The 16,683-nt window shown below is 68.6% G+C and carries 20 protein-coding genes; 10 read left to right on the forward strand and 10 right to left on the reverse strand.

Annotation, left to right across the window (positions count from 1 at the left end):
* Nucleotide 1 precedes the first annotated feature (1 nt).
* The 6 genes from BC793_RS52915 to BC793_RS51825 all read left to right on the forward strand — a co-directional run bounded on the left by BC793_RS52915 (nt 2) and on the right by BC793_RS51825 (nt 3,490).
* Nucleotides 2-76: a universal stress protein gene (locus tag BC793_RS52915; RefSeq protein WP_373871280.1), complete on the forward strand. Its 75-nt coding sequence runs from the start codon at nt 2-4 to the stop codon at nt 74-76.
* A gap of 180 nt (nt 77-256) precedes the next feature.
* Entirely contained in the window at nt 257-796 is a 540-nt protein-coding gene (locus tag BC793_RS35140) for a hypothetical protein (RefSeq protein ID WP_109600464.1), read from the forward strand.
* Between the two features lie 151 nt (nt 797-947).
* The gene (locus BC793_RS50760; RefSeq protein ID WP_203896485.1) at nt 948-1,112 is read left to right on the forward strand and encodes a hypothetical protein; all 165 of its coding nucleotides are present in this window, start codon (nt 948-950) and stop codon (nt 1,110-1,112) included.
* Nucleotides 1,113-1,122: 10 nt separating this feature from the next.
* On the forward strand, nt 1,123-1,584 hold the full coding sequence (locus BC793_RS35145; protein ID WP_203896486.1) for a GNAT family N-acetyltransferase: 462 nt from the start codon (nt 1,123-1,125) through the stop codon (nt 1,582-1,584).
* Nucleotides 1,585-1,640: 56 nt separating this feature from the next.
* Nucleotides 1,641-3,068 carry a DUF4389 domain-containing protein gene (locus tag BC793_RS35150; RefSeq protein ID WP_158319458.1) on the forward strand — a complete coding sequence of 476 codons (1,428 nt, stop codon included), beginning with the start codon at nt 1,641-1,643 and terminating at the stop codon, nt 3,066-3,068.
* Nucleotides 3,069-3,199: 131 nt separating this feature from the next.
* The gene (locus BC793_RS51825; RefSeq protein ID WP_239170470.1) at nt 3,200-3,490 is read left to right on the forward strand and encodes a beta/alpha barrel domain-containing protein; all 291 of its coding nucleotides are present in this window, start codon (nt 3,200-3,202) and stop codon (nt 3,488-3,490) included.
* Between the two features lie 15 nt (nt 3,491-3,505).
* Here BC793_RS51825 and BC793_RS35160 read toward each other — a convergent pair whose 3' ends face one another.
* The 5 genes from BC793_RS35160 to BC793_RS35180 form a co-directional block, all read right to left on the reverse strand.
* Complete coding sequence (locus BC793_RS35160; RefSeq protein WP_239170471.1) at nt 3,506-3,832, reverse strand: GyrI-like domain-containing protein; 327 nt, start codon at nt 3,830-3,832, stop codon at nt 3,506-3,508.
* Between the two features lie 937 nt (nt 3,833-4,769).
* Entirely contained in the window at nt 4,770-5,483 is a 714-nt protein-coding gene (locus BC793_RS35165; protein ID WP_109600472.1) for an adenylate kinase, read from the reverse strand.
* Complete coding sequence (locus BC793_RS35170; protein ID WP_109600474.1) at nt 5,468-7,297, reverse strand: SulP family inorganic anion transporter; 1,830 nt, start codon at nt 7,295-7,297, stop codon at nt 5,468-5,470. Before BC793_RS35170 ends, BC793_RS35165 begins: the two co-directional genes overlap by 16 nt.
* Nucleotides 7,294-7,629: an ArsR/SmtB family transcription factor gene (locus BC793_RS35175; protein WP_109600552.1), complete on the reverse strand. Its 336-nt coding sequence runs from the start codon at nt 7,627-7,629 to the stop codon at nt 7,294-7,296. The genes BC793_RS35170 and BC793_RS35175 overlap by 4 nt, the downstream gene beginning before the upstream one ends.
* Before the next feature lie 207 nt (nt 7,630-7,836).
* Nucleotides 7,837-8,313, reverse strand: coding sequence for a hypothetical protein (locus BC793_RS35180; RefSeq protein WP_146246591.1), 477 nt, complete (start codon nt 8,311-8,313; stop codon nt 7,837-7,839).
* Nucleotides 8,314-9,008: 695 nt separating this feature from the next.
* Here BC793_RS35180 and BC793_RS35190 point away from each other — a divergent pair.
* Nucleotides 9,009-9,404 (forward strand): ArsR/SmtB family transcription factor, encoded by a 396-nt coding sequence (locus BC793_RS35190; RefSeq protein ID WP_239170472.1) that lies wholly within the window; start codon nt 9,009-9,011, stop codon nt 9,402-9,404.
* Nucleotides 9,405-9,798: 394 nt separating this feature from the next.
* Here the strand turns inward: BC793_RS35190 and BC793_RS35195 are convergent, their stop codons facing one another.
* Both BC793_RS35195 and BC793_RS35200 read right to left on the reverse strand, forming a co-directional pair.
* A complete protein-coding gene (locus tag BC793_RS35195; protein ID WP_249037402.1) occupies nt 9,799-10,485 on the reverse strand; it encodes a CBS domain-containing protein in 687 nt (228 codons plus the stop codon).
* A 204-nt stretch (nt 10,486-10,689) separates the two neighbouring features.
* Nucleotides 10,690-10,974 carry a hypothetical protein gene (locus BC793_RS35200; protein ID WP_146246592.1) on the reverse strand — a complete coding sequence of 95 codons (285 nt, stop codon included), beginning with the start codon at nt 10,972-10,974 and terminating at the stop codon, nt 10,690-10,692.
* Nucleotides 10,975-11,739: 765 nt separating this feature from the next.
* On the opposite strand from BC793_RS35200, the gene BC793_RS35205 reads away from it, so the two are divergent.
* Entirely contained in the window at nt 11,740-12,159 is a 420-nt protein-coding gene (locus BC793_RS35205) for a universal stress protein (RefSeq protein WP_158319460.1), read from the forward strand.
* Between the two features lie 91 nt (nt 12,160-12,250).
* Here BC793_RS35205 and BC793_RS35210 read toward each other — a convergent pair whose 3' ends face one another.
* The 3 genes from BC793_RS35210 to BC793_RS35220 form a co-directional block, all read right to left on the reverse strand.
* Entirely contained in the window at nt 12,251-12,661 is a 411-nt protein-coding gene (locus BC793_RS35210) for a universal stress protein (RefSeq protein ID WP_239170474.1), read from the reverse strand.
* Nucleotides 12,662-13,117: 456 nt separating this feature from the next.
* On the reverse strand, nt 13,118-13,807 hold the full coding sequence (locus tag BC793_RS35215) for a CBS domain-containing protein (RefSeq protein ID WP_109600488.1): 690 nt from the start codon (nt 13,805-13,807) through the stop codon (nt 13,118-13,120).
* Between the two features lie 161 nt (nt 13,808-13,968).
* The gene (locus tag BC793_RS35220; RefSeq protein ID WP_109600489.1) at nt 13,969-14,979 is read right to left on the reverse strand and encodes an Acg family FMN-binding oxidoreductase; all 1,011 of its coding nucleotides are present in this window, start codon (nt 14,977-14,979) and stop codon (nt 13,969-13,971) included.
* A 203-nt stretch (nt 14,980-15,182) separates the two neighbouring features.
* Here BC793_RS35220 and BC793_RS35225 point away from each other — a divergent pair, with 203 nt between their 5' ends.
* Both BC793_RS35225 and BC793_RS35230 read left to right on the forward strand, forming a co-directional pair.
* Complete coding sequence (locus BC793_RS35225; RefSeq protein WP_203896487.1) at nt 15,183-15,611, forward strand: ArsR/SmtB family transcription factor; 429 nt, start codon at nt 15,183-15,185, stop codon at nt 15,609-15,611.
* A 74-nt stretch (nt 15,612-15,685) separates the two neighbouring features.
* On the forward strand, nt 15,686-16,672 hold the full coding sequence (locus BC793_RS35230; protein ID WP_203896488.1) for a permease: 987 nt from the start codon (nt 15,686-15,688) through the stop codon (nt 16,670-16,672).
* Nucleotides 16,673-16,683 lie beyond the last annotated feature (11 nt).

Raw genomic sequence — 16,683 nt, forward strand, 5'->3', positions numbered from 1 at the left:
TCTGCTCGGATCGGTCAGCCAGCATCTGCTGCGGCACTCGGCGTGCCCGGTCGCGGTGGTCCACCCGAGGACCTGAGACAGCCGCGCGATCCGGCGAATGGGGGCGGCGATGAGCACGGTACGGCTGTCCGCCGCCCACCTCGCCGGGTTCGCACACGAGCCTGAGGTCCGCGGCGGGAAAGGAACCCGGCGGCATGATGCGTTACGGCGTCCCCGCTTGTGCCCGTCCCGGACCTGGGATCAAGGAAGGTGAACCATGGACACGAAGCTGAACGGCATCGCCGTCGACCGGCTCGCCGCCGCGGTACGCGAACGGCTGGGCAGCGACCGGGCGGACCGAGTCCGCAGGTATCCGGAGTACGGCGTGGTGGAGGTGACCACGCCGTCCCGGCCGGCCGGGACGGTGGTGGTCGCCGCCATCTCCGACGATGCCGGCTCCGGCGCGGTCGTCAGGTATGCGAATCACCGGGCACGAGACCTCGGCCTGCGGCTGCGCGTAACGCATGTCTGGCACCGACGATCCGCGGCGGTGACCGACCTGCTGCTGACATCGGTGTTGTTCGACTGTCTCGAGCCGCATGAGGCGGCAGCTGCCGAGCGAGCGATTCTGCACGATCCCGACACCGGACGCGCGCTGCGCGCGCTCAGCCACGAAAGTGGGCTGCTCGTGGTGTCGTCCGCAACGGATGTGACCGATTCCCGTCTGCTGGGCGACACGGTGGCCTCGCTGATCGGCCGGACCGCCTGTCCACTCGCCATCGTGCTACCACCGGCCACCGCGTCCACAGCATCCTGATGGATCACAACGGACCGACCCAGCAGCATGCCATGACCTTGCCAGAGACGGTCGGGTACTGGAGACGCACGCCGCGGCGCTGACGGACCTGGTCGCCGGGTCGGCCGATCGTCCGATCTCTCCAACGGGAATCATCGTCAATCATTGATCCGTGAAGCCGGCCCTGATCAGGCGACCGACCGCCGCTCCCCCGGGCTACCCGGCGGGGTACGAGCGTGACCTGCGCCTGCGTGATGGCCGTCTGGTGTTCGTGCGCCCGATCATCCCCGCCGACCGCGGGCCGCTGGCCGCTGGCCCACGCGATCCGCACTGCTGATCCGGAGACCGTGTACCGCCGTTTCCTCGGATCGCCGCCACGGATCACCCCGCAGCTACTTACCCATCTCTGCACGGTCGACTACCGGCACCGGTTTGCCCTGGTGGCCCTCGACCCGGCAACCGGTGACGGAATAGCAGTCGCCCGGTACGAGGCGACCGGAAAGGGCACTGCCGAGGTGGCGGTCGCGGTGACACCGGCATGGCGGCGTGCGAGTCTGGCCACGGCGCTGGTCGAGGTACTCGCCGAAGCCGCGCTTGACCGCGGGATCCACGCGTTCAGTGCCTACTATCTCGCCGACAACCGGCCGGTGACCGCACTGCTCGATCTGGTCGGTCCACGCGACCGAACGTCGATCCGGGAAGGATTCGCCGAGGCCGCCGTCGCCCTGGACCGCGACAGCGTGACCGCCGCGGTCGAGAACCTCGCCGCAGGCACGTCCACCACCGAGCCGCCGCGATCCATGACCTAAGGCCCCGCCATGTTCGGCCCGCAGACGCTGTCCTGAAGATGATTCAGGGAGGTGTCATGGACCTCTATCCGCTACGGATGGAGGCACGCTGCAACGAATCACTGAGCCGCTGGCTCTGGCTCGTCAAATGGCTGTTGCTGCTCCCGCACTATCTGGCGCTGGCGGTGCTCTGGACCGGCCTGGTCGTGCTCACCGTGGTCGCGTACCTGGCGGTGCTCTTCACCGGCCGATACCCCGAGCCGATCCGTGCGTACAACGTGGGCGTGCTGCGGTGGACCTGGCGCGTCGGCTACTACGGCTACCAGGCGCTGGGAACCGACGCCTATCCGCCGTTCACGCTGGCCGACGACCCGCAGTATCCGGCCCGACTGCACTTGGAGCCGCATGATCCGCCGCGCCGGTGGCTGCCGCTGGTCGCCTGGTTGTTCGCGATCCCGCATCTGACCCTGCTCGGCGCGCTGCACGCCACCGGCAGTCGCAGCACCGAGCCGCCCACCCCGCTCGGGGTCACCGCCCTCCTGCTGCTCATCGCCGCGTTCGCGTTGCTGTTCACCGGCCGGTACCCGGGTGGCCTGCATGATCTGCTCGTGGGGGTGGCCCGCTGGACCTTGCGCGTGACCGCCTACATCGTGCTGCTCGTGCCGAGTTACCCACCGTTCCGGCTGGACCAGGGCGGATTCGAGCCCGACCCGGCGCCAGCCGGCCCGGTCGCGATGCCTGCGCCCCGGCCTGCCCCACAGCCGTCGGTCACCGGGTCGGTGGTCGCCCTGGTCGCCGGCGTGCTTCTGCTCCTGCCTGCCGTCGGCCTCAGCACCGGCGGCGCAGTGCTGCTGGCGGTGGACGCCGCTCGTGACAGCGCCGGTTACGTGACCAGCCCGGTCCAACAGCTGGAGACGTCGACGGCGGCGATCACCGCCGAGCACGTGACGGTCTCTGGCGCCGGGGTGTGGACTCGTGAGACCACCGACCTCGGTGACCTGCGGCTCGATGTGACCACAACGGCCGGCCAGCCGATCTTCGTCGGTGTCGCGCCGCAGTCGGCCGTGGACACTTGGCTCGCCGGGACCGCACACGACGAAGTGACCGGGTTCGGCTCCGGCGCTGCCCGGTACGACCGGGCCGGTGCGCGGATCCGGCCGGCCTCCACGCCGGCCTCTCAGCCGTTCTGGATCGCCCAGGCCAGCGGCTCGGACTCGACGACCCTGCAGTGGACAGCGACGGACGGCGAATACGCCGTGGTCGTCGCGAACGTCACCGGCGCTTCCGGGGTCTCGGTCGACGTCCGCGGGGCCGCCCGGGTGCCTGACCTTACCGGCCTGGGAAGTGGACTGTTGGCCGCCGGCATCCTGATCGGCCTGCTCGCCGTCGGCCTGATCGTCGCGGGCGGCACCGGACTCGGCCGCCGTCACAGTGGGCCGACGCCCGCAGATCCCCCGGTCGATCCGCCGCCGCGCATCAAACCGCCGGTCGCCACCGGATCGTGAGCTATCCCCGTTGCGCGGCCGGTCGTCGCCTGACCGGCCGCGCAACGGACCCATCGTACGAAGACGCGGCGGGAGAACAGCAATGACGACCCGACCGCCGCTGTCGCGGTGCGGGCTGAGCGCCGGCAAACGTGCTCGGCTGCATCGCAGCCTCTACCAGCACGGACTGGGCAACGGCACGGCGGCTGTTCCTGCCCTACGACCGGGATCTGGAGCACGGCCCACGAGATTCCTTCCCGGACCCCGTCGCGGCCGATCCGCAATACACCATCAAGCCGGCCCTCGAAGAGGGCTTCAACGGCATCGCCATCCAGGCCGGACTGGCTGAGAAGTTCTACTGGGACCATGCCGGCGAGGTACCGCTGATCCTGAAACTCAACGGTAAGACAGACAGCCAGCCCCCTCGGACCTGCAAGCCCTGATTCGGCCGAATTCGGTCAGCGGCCGCTCCGGACCGGGGTGCTCAAGGGCAACGGAACCGTGATGCGGGTACGCCAGCGGCTCGGATCCTCGGCTTGATCCGGACCGATCAGGTACTCCTCCCACATCAACGGCACGATTGCTACACGGCGCGCGGTGAGCCACTCACTGAGTCGGTCGTAGGCGGTCAGGAGCGTGTCCCACGGGCCCTGGTGCATTACCTGTGCGACGAGCCCGCCGGAGAGTTTGGCCACGATGAGCGGTGATTTGGGCCGGACTCGACCGGCGACCGGGACGGCCACCGTGACCTCGAACCGTCCGCCGTTCGACCGCAGTAACGACATAGCCGGGCCCACAGCTCGCACACCGGCACGGTGCACGGCTTGCCGGACGACCGGCAGCGCTCTTTCGGGAAATCTGCGCAGCTCGGCCAGCCCGACAGTGGCCCGTAGCCCGACCAACTGGAGGGGCCGGCGGGCCACGATTTTCGGCGTCACACCACGCCGGTGTGGCCGCTTCAGCTCTCCGCTCGCACATGTCCGTCTCCTTCGGTCGCTTCCGTTCACCATCCATATCGATGGACACTGATAGCCAGGGCCGTTGGTCCCGCCCTGTCCGACGATTCAGGACCTTGGGCACATGTTGGGCGCGGCGAACCGCATAGCTCCGATTCATGGCTCGACGGCGAGCGGCGCCCCGCGGTAGGACGCGTCGCGACCGGGCCCTCAGGCCGCTCGAACGGGCCCCGACCGGGGTAGCGCCGCTCCGTCAGGCCGCCAGAACGGTCTTCTCCGACACCACCGCCGGGCCGTCCCCGCCGATTGCGCCGCTGGTCTCATGCACTCGGTCTGCTGCTGGTCCCTGCTGCTGCTCGGCTTCAGGCTCAGCGAGCTCGGCCTCGGCCCGTCCGTCGGACTGTCAGGACCGATGGCGGGACGAGACCCGACATGACCGTCTACCACCGGCAACGGACGACCGCTCCGACACCGATCACCGGACAGAACCCGGCGCTGCGCCGCCGGCGGACGCTCCAGCGCGGACTGCTGATCGTCACCCTGCTCACCCTGCTCGTACCGTGTTGCTGTTGTCGGTGGCGGGCGCGGCCGTCGCGCTGGTGCTGGAGACCACCAGCGACCGATCCTGAGTCGATCATCGTGCTGGGAATTCAACGAGGCCCGGACGATAGGCCCGGCGGTGCTTTCGACGGCGTTGTCGGCCCACCCCGGGATCGAGGTGGTCGTGGTCGATCAGGATCGGCCGCAATCTGGCCGGAATGGGCGGTTACTTGCGGCCGGGGCCGGTACAGCACCGGCCCCGGCCGGGATGTGGGGTCCGGTGACGGGGTGTCGCGAGGACCGCTGTCAGTTTGGTGTCGTGATCTGCGGCTGGTAGCGGGGTGTGGCAGTGTTCGGGCAGGCTGAGGTCGTGGCGGGCCTGGTCAAGGTAGGCGATCGCAGTCCGGGTGACTTCGGATACCGGCCGGTCGCCGTTGACGGTGATCAGGGTTCGGCGCCGGCGGTAGTAGTCGAGCAGTGGGTTGGCGGCGTCGTCGAAGACGTCGAGGCGGTGGGCGATGACAGATGCGGTGTCGTCGGTGCGGCCGGTCTGCGCACCGCGGGCGAGTAGTCGGCGGATCAGTTCGGGTCGTTCGGCGGTGAGGTGCACGGCGATGCGGACTTCGGTCCCGAGCGGTTCGGCGACCCGGTCGGCGGTTTCGGCCTGGTCGACGGTGCGGGGGAACCCGTCGAGGATGTAACCACCGCGCCGGGTGGCTGCTTCGACCGGCTCGCGGAGCATGTCCATGACGATGCTGTCGGGAACGAGGTCGCCGCGGTGGATGTACGCGGCGACGGAGCGGCCGATGGTGGTGTTCTCGGTGATGTGTCGGCGCAGCAGGTCGCCGCTCGAGATGTGGGTGATGCCGTAATGCTGGGCGAGGTGCACGGCCTGGGTTCCCTTGCCGGAGCCGGGCGGCCCGATCAGCAGTAGTCGCATGGAGACGCTCCGGGGAGTACGGGTTCGAAGGGGGCGGTCTGCGGCTGGTGCAGGGTGGATGCGGCGCCGTCCTGGCGGTTGCGACCGCCTCCGTTGCCGGTGAATTCAGTGTCGGCCGCGGCGGGTGCTGGTGCCAGGTCGGCGGCGTCGTGGTGCAGGACGTGAGCGCGGGCGTGCGTGATGGCGGCCGGGGTGTCGGGGAACACGTGACCGTCACCGCGAAGTTGCCCGGCGAGCCCGAGAGTGGCCAGGATCTGTTCGTGGTCGGGAGTGATGCCGGAGAGCAGGACGACGATGCCGCGGCGTTGCAGCCGGTTGATCGCGTCGGCGAGGACGTGTGCGCCGGTGGCGTCGATGGTGGTGACCCGTGACATGCGCAGGATGACGACCCGTACGTCGGTGATCTCGGACAGCTGTAGCAGGAAGGTGTGGGCGGCGGCGAAGAACAGGGGGCCGTCGAGGCGGTACGCGACGATGTGTTCGGCGAGCAGGGCGTGTTCTTCGGCGCTGTGGTCGCCGGGCTCCAGTGGGACCTGCTGCAGTCGGGCGGTGCGGGCGACCGCGCGCAGGGCCAGCACGATCGCGACGCCGATCCCGACGGCGACGGCGGTGACCAGGTCGAACACGACGGTCACGGTGAAGGTGAGGATCAGCACGACGGCGTCGCCGCGGGTGGATCGGGCCAGGGCGATCAGGGAGGCGGCCTCGACCATGCGCACGGTGGTGGCCAGCAGGACTCCGGCCAGTGCCGCCAGGGGGATGCGGCCGACCAGTGGTGCGGCGGCGAGCACGATGACGGCCAGCGCCACGGCATGGGCCAGCGATGCCAGTTTCGAGGTGGCGCCGGCGCGGACGTTGACGGCGGTTCGCGCGATCGCGGCGGTCGCGGGGATCCCGCCGAACACGGGAACGGCGAGGTTGGCCAGCCCTTGGCCGAACAGTTCCCGGTCGGGGTCGTGGCGCTCGTTGACGCTCATCGCGTCGGCGACGGTCGCGCACAGCAGGCTCTCGAGCGCGGCCAGCGCGGCGACGGCCAACGCCGCCGGGAGCAGCGCCTGCACGGCGCCGAAGTCGAGGAAACTCAGCGACGGAGCCGGGATGCCTGCGGGCAGGGTGCCGATGCGGGTCAGTCCCATCGGTGTGGCTTCGGCCAAGATCGTGGCGATGGCCACCCCGAACAGCGAGAACGGCAGTCCGGGGCGCCGGCGGGCACCGAAGAGCATCAGGGCGGCGACGCCGAGGGCGACCGCGAGGGATGCGGGATGCGGAATACGGGCGAAGCCGGCGAGCGCGTCGGCGGCCACGGCCCAGACCTTGTCGCCGTGCGCGTCGGTGATGCCGAGCGCGGCCGGAAGCTGCTGTAGGGCGATGACCACCGCGATGCCGGCGGTGAATCCCTCGATCACCGGGGTGGGCAGGTAACGGACGTACCGGCCGAGCCGGGCTACGGCTAGGGCGATCAGGACCACACCGGCCATGGCGCCGACCATGAGTACGCCCCGGGCACCGAAACGCTGCACGACCGGGACCAGTACTACGGTCATCGCACCGGTGGGCCCGGACACCTGCAGGTTCGATCCGCCGAAGGTCGCGGCGACAGCGCCGGCGATGACCGCGGTGACCAGGCCGGCCTGTGCGCCGAGGCCGGAGGTGACCCCGAACGCCAACGCCAGCGGCAGGGCAACCACCGCCACGGTGAGTCCGGCCAGCAGGTCACGCCGCGGCGAGCGCCGTACCGCCGTCCAGTCCGAACGCTGCGGCAGTAGGCCGGTGAATCGGGAACCGGGTGACCGTATCGCTTGTGCCGTCGTCACGACCGCTGGCCGGTACGCAACTGCGCGAGCAACCCGTCGCGGTCGGACAGCACCGTACCGAGGATCCGGCGGGCGGCACCGAGTAGATCCGCGACATCCGGCGTACTCAGCGAGTAGACCACCATTGAGCCTTCCCTGGTGGAGGCCACCAGGCCCGCGCGGCGCAGCACCGCCAACTGCTGCGACAGGCTGGACGGCTCCACCTCGATCATGGCGAGCAGGTCACGGACCGGTTTGGGGCCGTCCTGCAGCAGTTCGAGTACCCGGATCCGCACCGGATGGCCCAGCGTGCGAAACAGCTCGGCCTTCACCTGATGCACCGGCAACGACACACCGTTCGCCTCCCTCAGCATTCCATCCGTTGCCGAGTATGTTACTTGCAAATATTAGCAACTAACAAGTTTGACGGACGGTGTGAATGGCGACATGAGTCACGCGGTGCATCAGGGGCTGCCCGCGCCGAGAAACGCCGAAGCAGGCGGACTCAGCGCGTCAGAATGGCGGCGGCCTCAGCGCCGGTTGACGCCCTGACGCAGCGATCAGGTGGCGGTCAGCCATCGCGCCGCCGGGACGTCATTGCGGTAGGGCACGTGGCGGCCGCTGGTGTTCTCGCCGCGGATCCGGACGGGGCCTGGCGAAGGCGGCAGGAGTGCCAGGACGTCGACGAGGTCGTGGACGGCAACCGGATCCTGGCCGAGCCCGGCCCACGCCGACACGCCGCCATCGCCGCACCTGACCCAGAGGCAGTGCTCCGGCCGCAGCTCCAGCGCCCGGCACCCGGCCAGATACGCCGCGTCCAGGGGGCTCGTCGCCGGTTCGGCGAACACGACGACGTCTACGGGCGCGGCGATCGGCGGCGCCTCGAACACCGCGGCCAGATCCGGGTCCCAGCCGGCGATCACCCCGGTGGCGAATCCCCGATACCGTAACGCGGTTAGGATGGTGACCGCGTCCTGGCGCAGCCGCCCCCCGGCGGGTGTCGTTTCGCGACCCGCGGCGATCACAGGGCCCGCCACGCCCGGCCGCTCGCAGCCGGGATCACGCCACGACGACACACTCAGTGTGCCGCAGAAATCGACCAGTACAGCACGGACTTCACGGATCCGTGACGGCAACTGCCTGCACCACATGACGCGCTCCCTCGGATCGGATCACGGCGGGACACCTGCGCCCGCAGGGATGGCTGCCGTAGGTCCGGGTCGGCAGAAAGTTCATGCGGCTGGACCGAATCCACAACTGCCCCTTCGGGCCGCGGGGACGGGCGGGTGGGCAACGTCGCCGCAGGGAGCCCACCGCCAACGCAAATAAGCTAGTTTTTAATTGCTAAGATTGGCAAGTCGTAATTCGCGTCGGTCGTCGGTGTCGTCCGACCGTGGACGGTGACGGCCTGGCCAGCGCCGCAAGAGCAGGAGGTATCCGGCCATGGACAGCCGGAACCCTCGCCCTGATAGGCGACTCACCCACCGGGACCCAGACGGGCTGGACCACGGAGCGCTTACCTCCTGCACACCCCACGTCACCACCGCTATGCGCCTTGCCGCCGCCGACGTGCTCACCGGCCTCGTCGGGGACAATCTTCTCGGCGCGCACCGAATGCTGCCGACATCCTCGACCCGTGGGTCGAGGAAACGGTGGCCGCAGCCGTCGCCGCGGTGGAGCCCTCAGGACGCGGAGTAGCGCATCACCCCACCGCTGACAGACAGGAGGACCGATGAGCAAGGGGGCACTGGTGAGCAAACCGATCTACCAGTTGAAGGCAGAATTCTTCAAAACGCTCGGCCACCCGGCCCGCATCCGGGTTCTGGAACTGCTCAGTGAACGCGAGCACTCCGTCACCGAGATGCTCCCCGAGGTCGGTATAGAGCCAGCCCACCTGTCTCAACAACTCGCGGTGCTACGACGCGCGAACCTCGTCACCACCCGCAGAGAAGGCTCCACCGTCTACTACACCCTCAGCAGCCCACACGTCGCCGACCTGCTGGCCGTAGCACGGCTCATCCTGTCCGGCGTCCTCACCGAACAGGCCGACCTCCTCCACGCCCTGCACGCCACCCCGGCGCCGCCGCCTCAGACTCCACCTGCGCCTCACGACAAGCAGAAGCCGTAGGACCCCGTTCTCGTGGAGACCGTCGGATAGGCGGTGGCGGTAGGCCGGATGGTCGCCGTGGCCATCGCAACACTGCTTCCCCCTGCTTGCACGTCAGGCGTTCGGCGCCGACCCGATCAGGACCGACCGGTCCCCGATTCCGCCCCGGCGGAGGTCCCGGCCGAGGGACGTCCTGAGGGGTGGTGATCGATCAAGATGCACCTCATGGACGTCCGGCTGAGGAAGCATCCATGGTGACATCGCCGGTCCACAACAGACGGCCTGCGGCGCCGGAACGTCCTCCGGTGAGGATAGAACCTGCGCGCTGCGGCAGAGGCCGCCCCAGGAGAACGGCAGGGCCGTGGCATCTGCTGACCAATCGCCGCCGGGGAGGACGAATGGTCGCCCTCACCGCTCAGGCGACGAAGATCGACGGGCCGGGTTCGACGAGTTTCTGGTCGTCGAAGTCGAAGTGGACCTCGTCGACGACCTCCACCACGCCTGGTACCAGGGCCACGAGACGGGCGAGAAGTACCTTCGTCGACCAGCGGTCGACCTGACCGGCCAGGGTGACGACACCGCGTTCGACCGCGGTCCGCACAGCCGAGAAGTTCTCAGTGATCACGACCTCGTGGACGGCGGCCCGCACGTCGGCGTGGACCGCGTCGTCGGTGCGCAGGTGCTCCTTGAGGAGGTCGCTACGGGTCACGATACCGGCCAACCGGCCGGACGTGTCCACGATCGGTAGTTGCTTGACACCGGACTCGTCCAGGATGCGCGCCGCGGTCCGCACGCCGGCTCCCGATGTCAGGGTGATCGCCGGCGAGGTCATCAGCTCGCCGGCCGTACGTGCAACGGCCTTGTGGTGTTGATCGCGGCGGCGCCGCTCGAACCAGCGGGGTTCGTCCTCACCCGCAAATTCGATCTTGCGGAGCAGGTCCGACTCGGACACCATCCCGATGACGCGGCGATCCTGGTCGATGATGGGTACGGCGTTGATGCGCCGACCGATGAGCAGGTCGACCACGTCCCGGTAGGGGGTGTCCGGCCCGGCGGAGACGACATCAGGGGTCATGACGTCGCTGACATGCCATGTCTTCATCGCTTTTACCTCCGTTCCCCACGCTAGACGGGGCCGGTCCCGCACCGTCAGTGCCGAACATCCCGGCTCTGCGGGTCCTTCGCCGCGATCGGGAGCCCGCATCACCGGGACCTCGTGAGTCGATCGCTGGCGATGGGGACCAACGGTTCGGTATGCGCCGGCTCCGCCGATACGCAGAAGGTGGTCGAACGGCGCAAGCCCCCGTCACGCGGTGGCGTCAGGGCGGTCGGTGCCGGGCACCGCCATCGGGTTGCGCTCGTCGTCACGAGCCGCGAGGCGGCCCAGTGCCCGGCCATACTGCCGCTGGTTGATCTCACCGCGGAGTAGTTGTGCCGTCAATGCTCCCTCCAATGTGGTCGGCGCAGAATCCCGCCCCACGGCGTCGTCCTCGGCGCCCACCTCGTCCTCCGCGGCGGCGTCAGGCATGGGCAAGAGAACCGCGGTGGCCGCCACGAGCAGAAGCAGAGTAATGATGATCAGCGCGAGCACTTTCACCACCTCCGTCCTTCGCATCGTCGGTCCGGTGGGCGACGGTGCGGCAGGGACCAAGGTCCCACATCGAGGTGCCACGTGGCCTGCCGGACAGCCCCCGTCCGGCGACGGGTCAGGGGCGCCTGCTCGATTCATGGTGTCGAAGACCCGTTCATGAGAGTGTGTGCGGCGACTCCGTCCAGAAGTCTGGTGCCCGATCGTGTTGGCGGTGACGCTCGCGGCGGTGACTCCGACCGCGATGATGGGGCCGATCGACTGGGCGTCCACCGCAAGTCTCGTCAGGCGGGCTGAGCTGCATGGTCAGCGGCGGCACGCTCGCCCACACCGACACAACCCCGCAGGAGGGCTCAACGGCCCTGTCACTCAACTCCCCCGGTCATGAGAGTAGGAGTGAGTGCGGAAACGCGCTGCCCGGATCTCCCGCTGAGACCACGCGAGGGGAGGGACCATGCAGACGCCGGCCGTCGCCGATGGCACCGAGACCGAGTCTCCGGCGATTGCCATCCCGGATCGGCTCGGACTGGTCGGTAAGCCGCTACGACCATCGAGGTACCGGCCAGCGGTGTCATGGAGCCACAGCGGGCCACCGCCGGAGGTGAGTTCCTGACGGCCCGGCTCACGCCGTGGCGGGCGCAAGTCCCCGACGTGCCGGTCGGACGCTATGCACGTCCTTCATCGGGTGCACTGCCCGGTTCAGGTCGTACGCAACCGAGAACACGGAAGGATCATCATGAAAGCGCGTATCGTCCCGCGGATGCTGTCGTGGTCGCCGGCGTGGACGATTCGGCCGCCGCCCCAGGCGTCCTCGCTTTCGCGGCGCAGCGAGCCACGGTGCTCAAGGCCCCCCTCCGGATCATCCACGCCTGGGCCCCAATGGCCGGGCTGCGGGAAGGAACACCCACCGTCACGGGTGTGGTGACCGGATCAAAGCGGCAGCCATTCGACGACATGGTCTCCCTGGTCCGGGATGCTTACCCAGACCTGCAGATCGAAGCCGATGCCCTGGTTGACCGTCCGGCCGCTGCGCTGATCGCCGCCAGCGCCAAGGCACAACTCCTGGTGGTCGGCACTCGCGGCCTTGGCGCCTTCCGCGGACTGTTCCTGGGCTCGATCAGCCAGAAAATGCTGCGTCACGCCTCCTGCCCCGTCGCCGTGGTTCACGACCCCATCGATCAGCTCTGAAGGGACAAGGTGGGATGCCGGCCAACCGGCGGCCCACCTTGCTCCTTCGGTACTCACCCCCACCGGTCAGGTGCGCGGGCCAGCTGCCTACTCAGGCGCCGCGCACCACCACTACCGGGCAGCGCGCGTGCTGGACGCACTGCTGACCGACTGAGCCGAGCAGCGTCCCGGTGAAGGCCCCATGACCTCGGCTTCCGATCACCAGCAGCCCACCGTGGGCCGACAGGTCGATCAGCACCTGGGCGGGATGCCCCGGGACAACCCTCTCGACGAGGTCGAGATCCGATTGATCGTCGCCGAGCACGCTGTGTACTGCGGCGGTGAGAACCTTCCCGGCGGTCGCGGCCAGATCCTCCTCGTACGGCAGCATGGGTGCCCAGCCGTAGTAGGACGGCATCTCCCAGGCAGTCACCGCGTGCAGACGCCCCCCGGTGAGCCTGGCCTGCCGCACCGCCCATTGCAGTGCGGCCTTGGCCGACGGAGACCCGTCAACACCGACCACGATGTCACCGACACGTACGCCGGAGGGGTTTCCTTCCTCGAAACCGTGCCATCATTCACCTCCCGGATTCTGGCTTGCCACCACGATGCCTCCCGGCGGCCGCCCGGCGTCAGAGTCCAAGGGCCCGCTCAGTCATTCGCTGATCAAGGAACGTTCGGGTCGCGTGGAAATGCGGCGGCGATTGCTCGGCCATCAGCGGGAACAGCCTGCCCGCAATCACGAGCGCCGGATCGGATCCGGCCGGTGTAGCCGGCCGAGGGCGGCCGCTCCGACCGCCTGACGAACTCCTCGACGCTGTCCATGTCCTGCCGGAGCCGGATGCGTACCGGGTCGATGGCGTGCGGCGGCGTACACGTCACCGTGAAGTTGATGGACCCTCCGGCAGGAGTTGGCGACGGCAGGGAGAGCCTTTCCCCATGTCCCATGCCCCTCCAGGCGCGTCGGTCACGCCGTTGTTCAGGCGCCGGAGATCGCGGGGCGGGGCTCGACCAGCTTGTGGTCGTCGAAAGCGAAGTTGACATCGTCGACGACCTCGACCACGCCGGGAATCAGTGCGACTGTGCGGGCAAGCAGAACTTTCGTCGACCAGCGGTCGACCTGGCCGTACAGGGTGACGACGCCCCGTCGCACCGTGGTCCGCATGGACGCGGAGTTCTCGGTCGTCACGGTCTCGTGGATGGCCGAACGCACGTCGGCGTTGATGTCGGCGTCCGGACGCAGGTGCCCTTTGAGAAGGTCGCTGCGGGTGACGATGCCGACCAGGCCACCGTGGAAATCGACCACCGGCAGCTGCTTGACGCCGGATTCGTCGAGGACACGGGCGGCCGTCCGGAGGGCTGCCCTCGGTGTGATGGTGACCGCTGGAGCCGTCATCAATTCGCCCGCGGTTCGCGCGGCGGCCTTGTGGTGGCGTTCGCGGCGGCGGCGGCGTTCGAACCAGCGGGGTTCATCCTCACCCACGAACTCGATCTTGCGGAGCAGGTCCGACTCGGACACCATCCCGATGACGCGGCGATCTTCGTCGATGATGGGTACGGCGTTGATGCGCCGACCGATGAGCAGGTCGACCACGTCCCGGTAGGGGGTGTCCGGCCCGGCGGAGACGACATCAGGGGTCATGACGTCGTTGACATGCCATGTCTTCATCGCATTACCTCCACCTCAAAGCTAGTGATGACCTTGATCGGCCCGTCAGGGTCGAACATCCCGCCGGGGTGGGCTCACCTACCCGCCCGGAGCTGTATCGGCCGTATCACCGATGGTGAGGACGGACGGTTCGGTAAGTGAAGCAGCGGTTCCTGCTCAGCTCAGCGAAAACCCTGGTCAGCCGCACGACCGCCGTTGTCCGTCCTCCGACGGCCGTCGGAGGGGAGTAGCACTTCGTTGAGCGGCCGTCGCGGCGTTCGCCGGGTCGTCTTGCCGTAGCCGACTCGCAGCACCATCTGCGCCGGTCGGCGGGTGAGCCGTTTGCGGATCTCTGGAGCTTCAACCGGCTGGCTGATCGGCGTGGTGGCCAGACCAAGCCAGGTCGCTGCCAGCAGAACACGTTGCAGTGCCTGCCCGGCCGTCAGCCAATCACTTCGGGCGTCGCCGTCGGTGGTCAGAATCATCACCGTGGAATGCTGCTCGAACTGCTCACGCGGTCGGAGCAGAGGCGTCAGGCCGGCGAAGTCCCGGACCGGCATCACATCGAGGGCATCCCACGGACCCGCCGCCCACACCGGGACTCCTTGATGGCGTAGATCCTGCCCACTCCAGCGGCTGATCTCCTCCGCATAGTGAGGACGTTCCCGGAGCCAGCGATCAGCTGCCCGGGCCAGGCCGAGAACGGCGTCCCGGGCGATGGGATCCGCGACCGTCAAGTCAGCGCCTTCGTGACGGGCGGCGGCCCGCAGCCCGTCGATGACGTCGGCCGGAACAGCGACCCGCGCGAACGGCCAGCGATTGGTGTGCCGATACGGGACCGCCGCAGCGAGCGCCTCGATGGTCTCGTCGGCAATGAGCGGACGACCCGCGGTCACGATGGCGGCCAGCGAAGGATCGCCGGAATCCGGTAGAAGCTCGCATCCCACTTCGTATCCGGTGTGCCGCACCGCGAGGCGCAACGTGAATATCGCGGCACCCACGCTGACCAATTGTTCCCGGCAATCGGGGTCGATCACCGGCAGACGCCGGTCAGGATCGGCATACACCCGTATCGCCGGCGGCTCGATGCGGAACCTCCATGGCTGGCTGTTGTGCAGCGACGGCGCGGTAATGGCCGAGCGCACACAGTCGGTCAGGATCGCCCGCGACGGCGGGACGAACGACACGCTCATCACGGCTCCCTCCGGTCACCGGCCGAGTGTGGCCGTTGTTCGTACCACCAGACCCCGAACGAGGACTGCCGAACCAGAGCCGTTGGTCCCGCTCAGCAGAACGCCGCCGACACGGAACGTCTGTCCGATCCGACAGCCGCCGGGCTCGTGGCGTGGACACGGCGGCTCTTGAAGGATCAGATCAAGCTCGCGACGAGGGCTACATGATGCGCAGTCGTCCAGCCCTCGGGCGCGGCCCCGTGAACAGCGGCTGCCGGTCCATCGGTCCCTTCCCACACGTCGACCGGCCCTGTGCGGGCTATGCGAGTCCACTGGACGCTGAGGTGGTGAACACTTCAACGGCGATTGCAGCAACCGCGGTGGAATCGGCGGGGCTGCTGGCTGTGGTCGCCGACCCGGTGCGGTGGCGGTTGGTCACCCACCTGGCCGACGGCCGGACTCGATGCGTCTGTGATCTGCAGCCGGTCGCGGCGGTGGCGCCGAATCTGCTGTCGTACCACCTCAAGGTGCTACGTGAAGCAGGACTGGTGAGCGCCCGCCGGCGGGGCCGGTGGATTGACTACGCCATCGCCGACAATGCGGCCGACCGGCTTGCGGCCGCACTTCCCACCTTCCCAGGGAGGCCGCGATGACCAGCAGATCGATACCCTCGGCGGCCGTGGGCGGTTGGCGTCGTCCTGTGACACAGGGTTTCACGCTGACGGCCGTGGCCTGGTTGTGGCTGTTCGCCTATCAGTTGAACCGGCCGTGGTGGGACCTGGTCGTCTACGACTGGCTGGGGCTGGACGAAGGCTCGCGACTCGGCTCGGGCGTGCACTTCTTCCTCTACGACAGCGTCAAGATTCTCCTGCTCCTCACCGGCATCATCTTCGTGGTCACGATCGCCCGCTCGTACCTGAGCCTGGAACGCACCCGTTCCCTGCTGGGCGGGCGCCGTGAAGGAGTGGCGAATCTGGCCGCCGCGGGATTGGGCGTGGCCACCCCGTTCTGTTCCTGCTCGGCGGTGCCGGCGTTCATCGGCTTCGTCGCCGCCGGTGTCCCCCTCGGCGTCACCCTGTCGTTCCTGATCGCCAGTCCGCTCATCAACGAGGTCGCCGTGGTGCTGCTCTACGGCATGTTCGGCGCCCGCATCGCCGTCCTCTATGTGGCCTCCGGACTGGTGATCGCCACCGTCGCCGGATACATCCTCGGCCGGGTCAGCCCGTCGCGTTGGGTGGAGGACTTCGTCTACCGGACCACGCTACGTGGCGCAGCCGTTATGCCTGGGCAACAGCTGACCTGGTCTGACCGCGTCATCATGGGCCGTGAGGAAGTGGCCACGATCCTGCGGAAGGTGTGGCCGTATCTGATCGTGGGAATCGGGCTGGGCGCGGTGATCCACGGCTGGGCTCCGGCGGACTTCTTCACCGCGGTCGCCGGCCCGGACAACCCCTTCGGCCCGTTGGTCGCCGTGGCGATCGGGGTGCCGCTGTACTCCAATGCCGCTGGCATCCTGCCCCTGGTGGAGGTCCTGTACGCCAAAGGTATGGCGATCGGCACCGTCCTGGCGTTCATGATGAGCGTCGTCGCGCTCTCGCTGCCAGAGCTGATCCTGCTCCGCCGCGTCCTCAAACCACCGCTGCTGGCTGCCTTCGTCGGCGTGGTCGCCACCGGCATCGTGGCCACCGGTTACCTGTTCAACGCCATCCTCTGAAAGGCAGACCA

Origin of the sequence: Actinoplanes xinjiangensis (assembly GCF_003148685.1) — a bacterium.
GTDB classification, from domain to species: Bacteria; Actinomycetota; Actinomycetes; order Mycobacteriales; family Micromonosporaceae; genus Actinoplanes; species Actinoplanes xinjiangensis.

Coding starts and splice junctions, on each gene's coding strand:
- BC793_RS35140 (WP_109600464.1), top strand. CDS start 257: ATGGACACGAAGCTGAACGGCATCGCCGTCGACCGGCTCGCCGCCGCG.
- BC793_RS35150 (WP_158319458.1), top strand. CDS start 1,641: ATGGACCTCTATCCGCTACGGATGGAGGCACGCTGCAACGAATCACTG.
- BC793_RS35160 (WP_239170471.1), bottom strand. CDS start 3,832: ATGTCGTTACTGCGGTCGAACGGCGGACGGTTCGAGGTCACGGTGGCC.
- BC793_RS35165 (WP_109600472.1), bottom strand. CDS start 5,483: ATGCGACTACTGCTGATCGGGCCGCCCGGCTCCGGCAAGGGAACCCAG.
- BC793_RS35190 (WP_239170472.1), top strand. CDS start 9,009: ATGAGCAAGGGGGCACTGGTGAGCAAACCGATCTACCAGTTGAAGGCA.
- BC793_RS35195 (WP_249037402.1), bottom strand. CDS start 10,485: ATGAAGACATGGCATGTCAGCGACGTCATGACCCCTGATGTCGTCTCC.
- BC793_RS35215 (WP_109600488.1), bottom strand. CDS start 13,807: ATGAAGACATGGCATGTCAACGACGTCATGACCCCTGATGTCGTCTCC.
- BC793_RS35220 (WP_109600489.1), bottom strand. CDS start 14,979: ATGAGCGTGTCGTTCGTCCCGCCGTCGCGGGCGATCCTGACCGACTGT.
- BC793_RS35225 (WP_203896487.1), top strand. CDS start 15,183: ATGATGCGCAGTCGTCCAGCCCTCGGGCGCGGCCCCGTGAACAGCGGC.